The sequence below is a fragment of the Microcystis sp. BLCC-F210 genome, assembly GCF_042134685.1.
Classification (GTDB): domain Bacteria; phylum Cyanobacteriota; class Cyanobacteriia; order Cyanobacteriales; family Microcystaceae; genus Microcystis; species Microcystis aeruginosa_D.
Genome location: NZ_CP169647.1, coordinates 1,999,652 through 2,011,712 on the forward strand (window position 1 = coordinate 1,999,652; position 12,061 = coordinate 2,011,712).

Below are 12,061 nucleotides of genomic sequence, written 5' to 3' on the forward strand. Positions count from 1 at the left end.
CACCTCCCCAAAAAAAATTTTTCCCAAGGGTGATAGGTTTTCTGAAACGGGTGGGTAAGTTGTTCATAGAGAACAAAAAAAATCTACTTAAGGATATACCCATGAACTCCACCTTCAAATTCAAACTCCTCCAAACTCTCAACAAAAAGAACGGTAACAAAGGTTTCACCCTCATCGAACTCCTAGTTGTCGTTATCATCATCGGCATACTGGCCGCCATCGCTCTCCCCAACCTCCTCGGTCAGGTGGCCAAAGGCAGACAAGCGGAAGCTCGCACCAGTCTCGGTACTATCAACCGCGCCCAACAAGCTTACCGCTTGGAAAGAGGCAGTTTTGCAACATTCTCCACTGACCCGGCTGCTGACCCGACTGCCAACCAGTTGTCTGTAAATATAACAGGTACATACTACGATTATGCAGAAAGTATAGATCCCACTCCCCTCGCCGCTGGAACTAATGCGACCGCTCAAGCCGCCTTCACAAACGATATTCGCGACTACTCTGCTGCGGTAGGTCAAACCGCCGAAGGTAATTTCAGTTCAGTCATTTGTGAAACAAATGCCCCGGATATAGACGTTGTCGAGGCGACTGTGGGTGCCGACGGCACGGTGGATATTTGTCCAGAAGACAACAGCACACAAGTCAACTAGATATTCTTCCCAGATTGCCTCAAAGCTTTCTGGCATAATAACCAACAATTGATACTCTAGCGGAAGGTGGCAGGGAAGTGTTTTCTCGGAAACCTTGCGCTTTTGATTGTTTAGGAAATTATGAATTATGAATTAGGAATTATGAATTAGGAATTAGGAATTATGAATTATGAATTATGAATTATGAATTAGGAATTAGGAATTATGAATTATGAATTATGAATTATGAATTATGAATTATGAATTATGAATTAAGGCGATGTGCAACTAAAAACGACAGAATCAGGGTTCCAGAGGATACTTTATCTCTGCTAATTTCTGAAAACCTTGTAAATCAAGACTAAAAATATAGTTGCACACGGGGCGAATTAGGAAGTGGGGAAGTGGGGAAGTGGGGAATTTCAAATAAAACCAATCTCCTGATAACTGATAACTGAATTACCACTGCCTAACTATGAAACACCTTCTCTTTTCAGCAATCAAATCACGAGAAAAAAAAGCGATGGGTTTTACTCTAATAGAATTGTTAGTAGTGGTGATTTTATTGGGGGTTCTCGCTGCTATCAGTTTACCCACTATTTTCGGACAAATCGCCAAAGGTAGGCAAGCAGAAGCGCGCGCATCACTGGGATTAATCAATCGCGCCCAACAGGGTTATCGTTACGAAAAAGGGACTTTTGCTACTTTATCTGAACTATCTCTGGAAGCTGCCACTATCTCCCTAACATTTTATAATATCAGCGAAGTGGGAACTCCCAATCCTTTTGGAGCCGCTTATCTAGCGGATGCTGTGACTGAATTTGGTAACGATATTAAAAATTATGCTGGAGCGGCTGGACAAACGGTAGCCGGGGCCTATACCAGTATTGTTTGTGAGGATGAAACTCCCTTAGAAGATAATGTTTCTACCAGTAATTCCGCTGGTTTTCTTAACTGTGTTAATGGTGTTAGAATTAATTAAAATAAACCCAAAAATCTTTTATTTTTGTTGATAAGTAAATGGTTATAATTATGAAGGTCGTGATTTGTAGGTTAATTCACCGTAGGGTTAATTCATGAATTAACCCTACTTATTAAGGGGGGATAAAGGGAAGATCCCCCCGCCTATCGGCACCCCTCTTATCAAGGGTGGCAGGGGGGATCGAACCTAAAATCCATGTTTTAATTTAATTAAAACCAGCTACTTACGTTACTGATTATTGACTTTTGTTTGAAGATATGTTAGGCGTAAAAAAATCTCTCAATCTATCCTTACTTAAAACTCTTGGTTTAGTCGCCGTCATCGGTGGACTAATTATAGCTATTGTGGAAATGCAACAGGAAAAGGTGAAAACCTTGACTAAAGAAAAGTTATTAGAGAGAAATTATCGTCAAGAATCTAGTCGAGAAAATTCTCAGGTTCAGTTATTAAAAAATATACCTTCCTTTGGCTTCAATAATATGTTAGCTAATTGGTCAATGTTACAGTTTATACAATACTATGGTGATGGGGATGCCCGTAGGGAAACTGGTTACGGTTTAAGTCCCGATTTTATGGAAATTGTCACCAAAAATGACCCCAAATTTGTCCGCGCATATTTGATGATGTCTGTCGCTTCTTCCCTCAATGCTGGTAAACCTGAAAAAACGGTTGAGATTATGAATAAAGGTTTATCAAAACTAACTCCTGATGTCACCGATGCCTATTTTATTTGGTTATATAAAGGAGTGGATGAACTATTATTTTTAGGTGATATTCCCGCGGCGAAAAAATCGAATCAAATGGCCGCTGATTGGGCAAAAATTGCCGGTAATGAATTTATCGAAAAATCCGCTAGGGGAACAGTAAAATTTTTAGAAACTAATCCCGATAGTCGCGCTCCCAGAGTCGGTGCTTGGATGTTAGTCTGGCTAAATAGTCAAGACGAAGAAACCCGCAGGTTAGCTAAGGAAAATATCGAAAAATTGGGCGGTAAATTGGTTGTGGTTAATAATCAAGTGATGGCAATTCCTCCCAAGGATTAGGGTTTGACCTATTTTTTATCCTGCCAAAACTTATGATTTAATAAACCATCAATATCATTGGAAAAAGGATAAACATCGGGAAAAATAGAGTCTGGATAATCCTCTTTCACCGCTTCTAAAGCTTCTCGATAACATTCTTCTAAAATCTCGATCATAAACCTTTGCAAACTAGGAGAATACTTAAATTCCTTCTTCAACTCCTTGCGAAAATTTCTAATTTCAATTTCCCATCCCCGATAACAATCGGGAAGAGCCACATAACAACGTTTTAATAAATGTTCTAATAAACGAGTTAAAAAATTATCGACTGCTTTGCGTTGACTTTTCCCCAAAGATTCCACCTCCTCGATCAAATTCTCTAAATCAACTTGAGATAAATCCCCAGATTTTAATTGCTTAACCGTTTTCTCTATCCACAAAGCAAAATCTTGATCATAAAGATTTTTTATCTTGGCTAAAGTCATAATTTTTCTCCCTGTTAAACTTAAATTCATTTCTTGAAAATCACAATAAATTCGGTTATTAAAGACTGATTATTTATTCGCCTTTTTGCATGAGTGCATGAGTAGAAAACGGGTTTCTCCGAGAAACCCGTTTTCTGTGCGTTACTTTAACTTTCCCAAAACTTATGGTTTAATAAACCATCAATATCCTTAGAAAAAGGACAAACATCGGGAAAAATAGCATCATATTCAATTCGCATATTTTCCAACGCTTCCTGATAACAATCATCACAAATATCGGTCAAAAAACTGCATAAACTAGGGGAATCTTTAAGGATATCTTTTAACTTCAATTGACAGCGTTTAATTGTTACTTCCCAACCTCGATAACAGTCAGACAAAAGAAGATAACGGCGTTTTAAACCGTGTTCAAATAATGTAATTAAACGGTTTTTTAGTTCCCTTTTATCTCGTCTTCCCAAAGATTCCACCTCCTCAATCAAATTCTCTAAATCAACCTGAGATAGATCCCCAGATTTTAATTGCTTAACCGTTTTCTCTATCCACAAAGCAAAATCTTGATCATAAAGATTTTTTATTTTGGCTAAAGTCATAGTTTTGACATCCTCTGTTGACTAATTACCTTTATTTTAACGAAACTTCGCCAATTCAGACTAAATCTGGTTATTAAAGACTGATTATTTATTCGCCTTTTTGCATGAGTGCATGAGTAGAAAACGGGTTTCTCCGAGAAACCCGTTTTCTGTGCGTTACTCAACGGATTGATGGGATGCCCCCAAAACCCAAAACTAACCAGCCACAAACCGCACCGATCGAGGGATAATATAACCTTGATATTGACAATGGCGACCGATGAAAATTTTAATTATGGGTGGAACCCGATTTATCGGCGTTTCCCTGACTAAAGTGTTAGTAGAACAGGGTCATGAGGTAGTATTATTCAATCGTGGCAATAAACCCGCTCCGGTTGCTGGAGTACGACAGATTCATGGCGATCGCACTGACCCAAGGCAACTAAAAGAAAAGCTTAAAAATGAGAGTTTTGAGGCAATTTTCGATAATAATGGCAGAGAATTAAGTGATACTCAGCCCCTCGTCGAAATTTTTAAGGACAGAATCGGGCATTTTGTCTATGTTAGCTCGGCGGGGGTTTATCTAAAATCCGACCAAATGCCCCATAAAGAAGGGGATAAACTAGATCCCAAAAGTCGCCACAAGGGAAAACACGAGACAGAAAACTATTTAAGCGAGATGGGTTTACCCTGGACTTCTATCCGTCCGGTTTATATCTACGGACCGGGCAACTATAATGACCTAGAAGCTTGGTTTTTTGACCGTTTGGTTCGTAATCGTCCTATTCCTATACCCGGTCATGGGGAACATTTTACCCAATTTGGTCACGTTGTCGATCTGGCCCGAGCCATGGCCGCAGTATTGGGTAATTCTCAGGCTATTGGTCAAGTGTATAATATTTCAGGCGATCGCTATGTAACTTTTAACGGTTTAGCAAAAGCTTGCGCAGCAGCCATGGGAAAAAATGCCGAGGAAATCGAGATTGTTAACTATAACCCCAAAAAATTTGACTTCGGCAAAAAGAAACCTTTCCCCCTGCGGGTTCAACATTTTTACGCTGATATTAATAAAGCTACCCGGGAGTTAAACTGGCAGCCTGAATATGATCTAGTCAGTGGTTTAACAGACTCCTTCCAGAATGATTATCTAGCTTCCGGTCGCGATCAGCAAGAAATAGACTTGGCGATCGATGACCAGATCTTGGCACAGCAATAAAATTAATTTTCTGGTGGAAGTGGGGAAGTGGGTAAGTGGGGAAGTGGGGGAATTTTAACTAAAACCCCAACACCCCAACACCCTAAAACCCTAACCCCTAAACTGATGCAGCCTTAAGTGGTTATTGGACATTCCACCAACCGAAGGCCGGACCGACAAAGCGAATAACCACCCAAACCCCGGCTAAAACTCCTATACCAATCCAAGCACCCCTAGTGGTTAACTTGTAAGCTTGAGCTGCTTGACTTTTAGTAATCGGTAGCCAAGGCAGGATATTTTCTTCCTGTCCATACTTATCACCCAGGGCCGATTGACGACGTTTTGATTCACCCATACTACTGTCAATTATTAATACGACTTTCCATTAAGGTTTTTTTAGCTCCTTGATGACCTAAATTAAACTTATTATACCCTTTCATAGTAACAGGTGAGGATGTTGGGTTTCCTGAAAATCGATCGGTGTAGCGGTAGGAATTGCATTAGGGAACGCACCCTACCAGAACCTACGCATCCGCTGCAACTGCGTCTTAGAAGGTGATGAGCTAAAAGAAAAAGTACGGGCGAAGCATTCGGATAGAAAATCTACGGTTTCAGCGATAGGTTATTGCCCGAATGCTTCGCCCCTACAGGACGCAGGCCGATGAAGACACAAGGTTTTGAACGACGATTTTCTCAAAATCTTGCACCTGTTTTGCGAGAAAAGCCACAAAACCCTTACCTAGCCTAGATTTCACATTTATTCAGCAAATCCTATTTAGGGCTTGCTGAATAAATCTAAAAACCTTGCTTGGTAAGACAAAAAGTACCAGGTATGGGAATGATCAGAGGGAAAATTGAGGGTTTTTCTAGGTTCTGTGTGATAAATTTAACTTACAATAAGTACCTACGCGTGAGCTTTTGTCGAACGCTGATCTCACGGCCGAAGCCTACACCCAAGAAAAACTTTTTCAGCATACCCTATTTAATTTTGTCTTTATAAAGATTTTCAAGGCAACCCACATTTCATAGAAAAACAAGTTCCAAAAATAACCGTACTGTGGAAATCTTAATGCAAGCAGCATATCGGCAGCAAACATTGAGCGAATTTCACCTTTTGTACTCCATGCTGCTTGAATGTATCTGATTTGCTCTGCACCATGTAACCAATGACCAAGAATCATTCCCTGCTGAAATATTTTAGCTTGCAAGTACAGACCTAACAATCGATCTAAGTTCCAGAAAGGAATCCAAGTTAGCGATCCCAAAATTTGTGTAAAGCTCAATAAATCTTCAACTGCTTCTCGTGCAATATTCGTCTTCCAAACTCTATTAGTGAAATTCTCAGGATGTGGCCCTTTTTGATCCGTTCGCTTGCTATAAAACCATAAGGATATAAGCTTAAATTTATTGTTTAAAGGAGAAATAGGGATTTCTTGAAGAATTTCACTTTCAGCATACTCTTCTCTGTTATATTTTGTCTCAACAGCAGTCAGCTTGGCAATATCAGGTAGATCGTCCCATGAACGCTCAATCGACTTTGTATCTTGATAGTCTATGACTTTTTTGCATAAACGTAAACATATACTTCTAGGATATAGCTCAAAATACGATTTTACTATGTCAGTGATCTGTGGATGCAAAAAGTCATCATCGTCTAAGGCGATAACGTAGTCTCCCGATACATTCAATAAACCAGTCGCACGCTGTATTACCTCTCCTTTATAAGGACTTACAATGACTTTTATCCTCGAATCATTAAATTCTGGAATTACTCGCCCTGGGGGATACACTAATATGAATTCTACATCTCCTTGAATAGACCTAAGCTGCTCGAACCAGTAAGATGAGAAATTACCACGAGTTGGTGTAACGATAGATAAAAGCATTCTCTACTCTCTTCTCTTTAATTGATAGTATGCCTAAAATCGAGGGACATCTAACCGTTGATTATACAGAAACTTGACCTATAACAATCCTCAGAGCAAGGATATGGGGAAACTTTCGACATATTACCCCATTTTGTGGATTCCTGACAATCAGCCGAAATAACATCAGCTTTCCCCCAAGGTTGCAGCACCAATTGTTCAATCTGACTGCACTTCGTAACAAAAATTTACAACCCCATCATCAGCGATCGCACTCCCGTCTGTCGCTGTGCCTAGACGTTTTTAGCTTATTATCATTTACTTGAATCAATGACCATGGTGTGTTCCCCAAAATTGATCGCTGCAGCGGTAGGACTTGCATTAAGGAACGAATCTTACCAGAGCAGCGATCATACTATTCCCAAGTTAGAGTTATACCTTCTAGGTTACATACTCTCTTGATAGTTTCCAGTTTACTTTCAGTCAATTTCCCAAATAGATGAACTCTCATTTTATGTTTGGGATAATACTGTCCATAACTCTTTATTTGGCCAATCGCTGATTTCCAGCCTTTTGTATTTTTAACTTCAATTATTTCCGTATTAGTTAAGACATCTATTCTACCTACCTTATCAATGTAAACCTCGGTTTTTCCTCCTAATTCCCTAGCAAGTTTGTCCCGATACCAAGCCTCTGTCCCCTTTACAGGAGTATTTATCTCAGGCTCAATAACTATGCCATTAAGCTGATTAATAAAGTCCCGAATTGCTCCTCTTACTAATTTTTGAGCAGCATTGGGGGACTGTCTTTTCCGTTTAGCCATTATTTACTCAGTGAATAATTTAGAGATACCATACCCAGCCAAACCAATTACTGCTCCTACTGCCGCTACGGGAGCCATCGTCACCGCAACTGCCGTCCCTCCTACTGCTAATCCCATACCTCCAACTAATGCTGATATACCGGCTCCAGCACCCGCACCAATTGCCGCTGCTCCAATTGCCATTGCGTCTTGTTCTTCTATTGCTTTCTTGGTTCCGTAAACTGCCGTGCCGACCACTGCTCCTGCCGCTGCTACTGGAGCCATACCGACTCCTAGAGCAGTTCCTCCTACAGCCAGTCCCATACCGCCAACTACTGCCGATGCACTAGCTCCAATGGCTGTACCCACTCCCACTGAAATCATTGCCTCTTGAACTTCTTCTGGCTTATTTTTGTCCGTCATTATTTTTTGCCTCATTTTTTAGGTTTAACTAATTATACAGAAACTTTCCGAATAACCAAAGTAGGAATATATGGAAACTGGTGGCATATCACCCCGTTTTGTGGATTTCTGACAATCAGCCGAGATACAAAGAACTTTTCAGCGACCATAGCACGAATTATAATTCTTCGGGTAACTGAGCAGACTAACTAAAAGTTGCGATGGCGGAGCAAATTCTTTCTCTACTCTTGTACCTAATTCTCATTTTAACGGCTTTTTGGTTTATTAGCCCCCAAAAAAAGCCCCGTAGTCATCCAGCTTATCATCTTGCTTGTTTGCTAGAAGATGCTCCTGAAAGCTCTTTAAAGGGTCAATTTTGTCCCCTGGCTATTCCCTTGGCTACCCCGATCGCTTGTACTGTTCCCCAGGTGTGGCGCAGTGTATATAGGCAGTCTCTGGCAAAACCGGATGTTAACTATTGGCAATGGCGCAGTATGCCCGAAAATGAGCAGTTTTGTCGGGAATTACGGGAATTATTGCAATTAAATCCGGCTAGAGGTTACGCTAAGGAAATTCTGGAAAGTCTCGCCTTGGGTCAAGATCCTTTTTATCATCTTTACTGGGATCTAAAAGCGATCGCTAATGGTAACTTTAACACTATCGGGACTAATAAACTAGCTGAGGGCAGATTTGCCCGGCGAGATTTGCGAACTCATCAGCAGATGCGGAGGGATTTTCGTCAATGGCATTTACAAGCTTGTGAACAGTTGGGAAAAGAGCGGGTTAAAGCGGTTTATCGGCTCTGTTATGGAGCAGATTGGTCATTAATCGCCCAAATTCTCTATCCTTCGCCTCGTTCCTTGGCCGTGATGATTATAGAGTCGCCTAATCCCGTTTGGTGGCGAGTTTTGGGGATTACTCCTTTTAGCACCACTAGCCGGATTGAGAATAATTATAAAACTCTCTTGTGTTATTGGCATCCCGATCGCAATTCCCATCCCAATGCTACAGAAATCACTGCCCATCTTAATCGCGCCTACGATTGTTATCAAGGTTTTCAGGAGATGAGCAGCCAAGATAATGCACCTTTGTGGACGAAAATCCGTCGCTGGATTCCTTAGACTCTACTCTAGTTTTTCCCTTGACTTTTTCCTTAACGAAAGAATGTTAGTCTAGGAACAATCTAGGACCACGCTTGCACTCTCAGGGTAATGAATCTAGTGCTTTTAAACAATCGCTACCAAATTGTTAGTATCCTTGCTAGGGGGGGATTTGGGGAAACTTATATCGCTATCGATACGAATATGCCTTCTCAACGGCGCTGTGTGATTAAAAAATTGCAGCCGGCTATTCAAAGTGAGGGGATGCCAGAATGGTTAAAAGAACGTTTTCAGAAAGAAGCAAGCGTTTTAGAGGAACTGGGGGAACAAAATCGCCAAATACCCCGTTTATACGGTTATTTTGCCCAAGATAATCATTTCTATCTGGTGCAGGAGTGGATTGAAGGGGAGACACTAACCCAAAAACAGCAACGACAGGGAAATTTATCCTCTTCAGCAGTGCAGACGATTTTGGAGAATTTACTGCCTGTTATTGATTTTATTCACAGTCGCCGCATTATTCACCGGGATGTGAAACCCGATAATATTATCTTAAGAAATAGTGATAATTTGCCCATTTTAATCGATTTTGGGGTAATGAAAGAGGCAGTCGCCACCTTACTCGATCCTACGGGAAAAAGTGCCTATTCGATCGCCCTTGGCACCCCCGGTTATATGGCTTCGGAACAGGCTGCCGGGAGACCAGTCTTTTCTAGTGACCTTTATAGCTTAGGCTTAACGGCGATTTTTTTATTAACGGGAAAAACTCCCCAATATCTAGAAACTGACTCGCGCACGGGGGAAATTCTCTGGCGACAGGAGGCAGAAAATGTTAATCCTAATTTAGCTATGGTAATCGATCGAGCGATCCGTTTTCATCCCCGCGATCGGTTTGCCACTGCTAGGGAAATGTTAGCAGCTTTGGGAGAAATGTCCCCGGATTTGTCCACCCAACCGACTATCGCGGTTTCCCCCCATAGTCCCCGATTAAAGTCCTCTACACCCCCAAAACCAACCGTCTCCCCCACTATGGTTATTCAAACCAATTCTGGAAAAAAAAAGAATCCTTGGCCGTGGATTTTGCTGATTTTTGCGGTGACAATTGGAGCTTTTGCCCTAGGATATCGGGGATTTATGGCTCTTTTACCCAAAAATGAGGAAATTAAACCATCACCAACCCTCGAACCTTCTCCTAGTCCTGAAATCATTCCTCCTCCCTCCCAAGATTTTCCCCCTATCCGACGACCTTCTCGTCAACGGACTCCCATTTATTCCCCGACTCCGACTCCATCCCCGACTCCTACCCCAGAGGTGATTCCTACTCCAGAAGCGATTCCAGAATTAACTCCTAGTCCTACCCCAGAAGAAGTAATTCCTATTCCTGTTCCCCTTCCTGAAACAGATCCGAGTCCTCAAGTTTCTCCCCTTCCTTCTCCTTCCCCCTCTCCTTCTCCTTCCCCTGTTCCAGAGGTGATTAATCCCCCGGTTAATGAGGATAAAATTGAACCGATCGCTCCTCCAGTTTTATCACCTTCTCCTCTTCCCACGGTGGAAAATAGTAATTAAGAGACTGCTTGCAAAAGTCTGGCAAGGGGAAGATGATAATTTTCTCTTAAACTTTTCCCCTTTTACCTATAATTGAATTAGTTGCCAGAAGGCATACTTTCATTCTATTAGTTAATCTAAAAAGTCCCCAAAAATATGATAACTTCCACTTCAGTAAAAAACAACGACGATGTTAACACCTTAAATGCGGATATTAGGGAAGTTTTATTAGAGGCTTTGCCGATAATTTCTCCTGAATTACAACTAGAAATTGCTAACTTAGTTCAACAAATTCATCATCTGAATTATTTGATTTATAAAAAAAGTAATAGCTGGAAAATTGGTTGGTTTGTTTTTAATAATGATCCAACTAAATTTATTTTGTTATTAGAGGAAATTAAATATATATTGCTCATGGCAAAAACCAACAAAGTCGGAGTTGATGCTATTCGAGAATTCAGAATTAATCTAGAAAGAGAAATTAATAATAGTCGCTATTTTTTATGGGGACATATTTTAAATGGGTTTACCTGTATTTATTCTGTAAGATCAGTCCCATTCAAAATATTTTTAGGTTTATCTTTTACAACTTTTTTATCTATTGTTGCTCTCAAGTTTTCTGTTCAAGAAATTTACAGATTTGATGATAATTTACACCAGAAATATGCTCAAGAGGAGACACTTATTTCAAAACCATTACCTAGAGCAAACTCCCCAGTACCGATTCCTTCTAGTAGTCATTCAGAACATTTAAAATCATCGAATGATACGATAAATCCTAATCGGAATATAATTTATGCTTTAGTTTATTCGGCAACAGCAGGAGTGTTGGGAAGTGTTGCGAGTATTTTACTCAGAATTATCGACTTTACAGACCAAAAATATGACGACCCCCTCGTCCCTCTTTTCATTGGTTTGTTCAGACCCTTAATTGGTCTAATTTTCGGTATTTTTGTCTTTAGTTTAATTAGCTCAGGTACGTTGATTAAAATTGATTTTATGATTCCCCAGGATCAAAATTCTTCTAGTTTAATAACAAACCAAGCTCGTCAGAATTTATTTATCTTTTCCTGTGCTTTTTTAGTGGGATTTAGTGAAAGATTTGCCTCGGATTTACTTAAAAAAACTGAATCTGGATTAATTGAAAAAGAAAAATAATGTTATTGGCTAAATTATACGGACTTTTGCGGATTCAAGACATACAATAACAGCAGTGGTCAAAATAATTGGCTCTTCTGGTTTCTGTGTGGAAACGAGGTCTATACTGATAGTTTCTTCGACAAAATAGTCCTAAAAGTGTTGCCCGATAAGCATTTCACGATTCCATAAGCAAAAATTATCACACAAAGTCGAGAAGAGCCAATAATTGCGGAGATCAAGAAAAGTGGGAAAGCCTCCTATCTGGAGTTTATACCAAATCCGGTTATTAAAGACTGATTATTTATTCCTCCTTTTGCCTCAG

Annotated in this window: 13 protein-coding genes and 1 pseudogene; 7 read left to right on the forward strand and 7 right to left on the reverse strand. The window is 40.3% G+C overall.

The genetic code is table 11. The features are described 5' to 3' along the window. Window positions 1-101: 101 nt before the first annotated feature. The 3 genes from ACE3JL_RS09650 to ACE3JL_RS09660 all read left to right on the forward strand — a co-directional run bounded on the left by ACE3JL_RS09650 (window position 102) and on the right by ACE3JL_RS09660 (window position 2,654). Window positions 102-650 (forward strand): type IV pilin-like G/H family protein, encoded by a 549-nt coding sequence (locus ACE3JL_RS09650; RefSeq protein ID WP_375329359.1) that lies wholly within the window; start codon window positions 102-104, stop codon window positions 648-650. Between the two features lie 454 nt (window positions 651-1,104). Continuing rightward, a complete protein-coding gene (locus ACE3JL_RS09655; protein WP_375329360.1) occupies window positions 1,105-1,611 on the forward strand; it encodes a type IV pilin-like G/H family protein in 507 nt (168 codons plus the stop codon). Window positions 1,612-1,868: 257 nt separating this feature from the next. Further along, window positions 1,869-2,654, forward strand: a complete 786-nt coding sequence (locus ACE3JL_RS09660; RefSeq protein WP_375329361.1) for a hypothetical protein — start codon at window positions 1,869-1,871, stop codon at window positions 2,652-2,654. Window positions 2,655-2,662: 8 nt separating this feature from the next. Here ACE3JL_RS09660 and ACE3JL_RS09665 read toward each other — a convergent pair whose 3' ends face one another. Together ACE3JL_RS09665 and ACE3JL_RS09670 are read right to left on the reverse strand one after the other, a co-directional pair. Then, window positions 2,663-3,118, reverse strand: coding sequence for a DUF29 domain-containing protein (locus ACE3JL_RS09665; RefSeq protein ID WP_271988331.1), 456 nt, complete (start codon window positions 3,116-3,118; stop codon window positions 2,663-2,665). Window positions 3,119-3,264: 146 nt separating this feature from the next. Continuing rightward, a complete protein-coding gene (locus ACE3JL_RS09670; protein WP_271988330.1) occupies window positions 3,265-3,711 on the reverse strand; it encodes a DUF29 domain-containing protein in 447 nt (148 codons plus the stop codon). 259 nt (window positions 3,712-3,970) lie between these two features. Here ACE3JL_RS09670 and ACE3JL_RS09675 point away from each other — a divergent pair, with 259 nt between their 5' ends. Then, window positions 3,971-4,906 (forward strand): NAD-dependent epimerase/dehydratase family protein, encoded by a 936-nt coding sequence (locus tag ACE3JL_RS09675; protein WP_375329362.1) that lies wholly within the window; start codon window positions 3,971-3,973, stop codon window positions 4,904-4,906. 121 nt (window positions 4,907-5,027) lie between these two features. On the opposite strand, the gene ACE3JL_RS09680 is transcribed toward ACE3JL_RS09675, so the two are convergent. The 4 genes from ACE3JL_RS09680 to ACE3JL_RS09695 form a co-directional block, all read right to left on the reverse strand. Next, a complete protein-coding gene (locus ACE3JL_RS09680; RefSeq protein WP_002737353.1) occupies window positions 5,028-5,240 on the reverse strand; it encodes a DUF2839 domain-containing protein in 213 nt (70 codons plus the stop codon). Between the two features lie 613 nt (window positions 5,241-5,853). Continuing rightward, a complete protein-coding gene (locus tag ACE3JL_RS09685; RefSeq protein ID WP_375329363.1) occupies window positions 5,854-6,771 on the reverse strand; it encodes a glycosyltransferase family A protein in 918 nt (305 codons plus the stop codon). A gap of 394 nt (window positions 6,772-7,165) precedes the next feature. After that, the gene (locus ACE3JL_RS09690; RefSeq protein WP_002746866.1) at window positions 7,166-7,573 is read right to left on the reverse strand and encodes a hypothetical protein; all 408 of its coding nucleotides are present in this window, start codon (window positions 7,571-7,573) and stop codon (window positions 7,166-7,168) included. A gap of 3 nt (window positions 7,574-7,576) precedes the next feature. Continuing rightward, complete coding sequence (locus ACE3JL_RS09695; RefSeq protein ID WP_375329364.1) at window positions 7,577-7,975, reverse strand: hypothetical protein; 399 nt, start codon at window positions 7,973-7,975, stop codon at window positions 7,577-7,579. A 200-nt stretch (window positions 7,976-8,175) separates the two neighbouring features. Here ACE3JL_RS09695 and ACE3JL_RS09700 point away from each other — a divergent pair, with 200 nt between their 5' ends. The 3 genes from ACE3JL_RS09700 (at window position 8,176) to ACE3JL_RS09710 (ending at window position 11,757) form a co-directional block, all read left to right on the forward strand. Next, window positions 8,176-9,075 carry a J domain-containing protein gene (locus tag ACE3JL_RS09700; RefSeq protein ID WP_375329365.1) on the forward strand — a complete coding sequence of 300 codons (900 nt, stop codon included), beginning with the start codon at window positions 8,176-8,178 and terminating at the stop codon, window positions 9,073-9,075. 90 nt (window positions 9,076-9,165) lie between these two features. Then, entirely contained in the window at window positions 9,166-10,620 is a 1,455-nt protein-coding gene (locus tag ACE3JL_RS09705; RefSeq protein ID WP_375329366.1) for a protein kinase, read from the forward strand. A 135-nt stretch (window positions 10,621-10,755) separates the two neighbouring features. Next, entirely contained in the window at window positions 10,756-11,757 is a 1,002-nt protein-coding gene (locus tag ACE3JL_RS09710; RefSeq protein WP_375329367.1) for a hypothetical protein, read from the forward strand. 9 nt (window positions 11,758-11,766) lie between these two features. On the opposite strand, the pseudogene ACE3JL_RS09715 reads toward ACE3JL_RS09710, so the two are convergent. Further along, window positions 11,767-11,946, reverse strand: a pseudogene (locus ACE3JL_RS09715) (hypothetical protein). Window positions 11,947-12,061 lie beyond the last annotated feature (115 nt).

Excerpts from the sequence above, each read along its gene's own strand:
- ACE3JL_RS09650 (WP_375329359.1), top strand. The coding sequence starts at position 102 with ATGAACTCCACCTTCAAATTCAAACTCCTCCAAACTCTCAACAAAAAG.
- ACE3JL_RS09655 (WP_375329360.1), top strand. The coding sequence starts at position 1,105 with ATGAAACACCTTCTCTTTTCAGCAATCAAATCACGAGAAAAAAAAGCG.
- ACE3JL_RS09660 (WP_375329361.1), top strand. The coding sequence starts at position 1,869 with ATGTTAGGCGTAAAAAAATCTCTCAATCTATCCTTACTTAAAACTCTT.
- ACE3JL_RS09665 (WP_271988331.1), bottom strand. The coding sequence starts at position 3,118 with ATGACTTTAGCCAAGATAAAAAATCTTTATGATCAAGATTTTGCTTTG.
- ACE3JL_RS09670 (WP_271988330.1), bottom strand. The coding sequence starts at position 3,711 with ATGACTTTAGCCAAAATAAAAAATCTTTATGATCAAGATTTTGCTTTG.
- ACE3JL_RS09675 (WP_375329362.1), top strand. The coding sequence starts at position 3,971 with ATGAAAATTTTAATTATGGGTGGAACCCGATTTATCGGCGTTTCCCTG.
- ACE3JL_RS09680 (WP_002737353.1), bottom strand. The coding sequence starts at position 5,240 with ATGGGTGAATCAAAACGTCGTCAATCGGCCCTGGGTGATAAGTATGGA.
- ACE3JL_RS09685 (WP_375329363.1), bottom strand. The coding sequence starts at position 6,771 with ATGCTTTTATCTATCGTTACACCAACTCGTGGTAATTTCTCATCTTAC.
- ACE3JL_RS09690 (WP_002746866.1), bottom strand. The coding sequence starts at position 7,573 with ATGGCTAAACGGAAAAGACAGTCCCCCAATGCTGCTCAAAAATTAGTA.
- ACE3JL_RS09695 (WP_375329364.1), bottom strand. The coding sequence starts at position 7,975 with ATGACGGACAAAAATAAGCCAGAAGAAGTTCAAGAGGCAATGATTTCA.
- ACE3JL_RS09700 (WP_375329365.1), top strand. The coding sequence starts at position 8,176 with ATGGCGGAGCAAATTCTTTCTCTACTCTTGTACCTAATTCTCATTTTA.
- ACE3JL_RS09705 (WP_375329366.1), top strand. The coding sequence starts at position 9,166 with ATGAATCTAGTGCTTTTAAACAATCGCTACCAAATTGTTAGTATCCTT.
- ACE3JL_RS09710 (WP_375329367.1), top strand. The coding sequence starts at position 10,756 with ATGATAACTTCCACTTCAGTAAAAAACAACGACGATGTTAACACCTTA.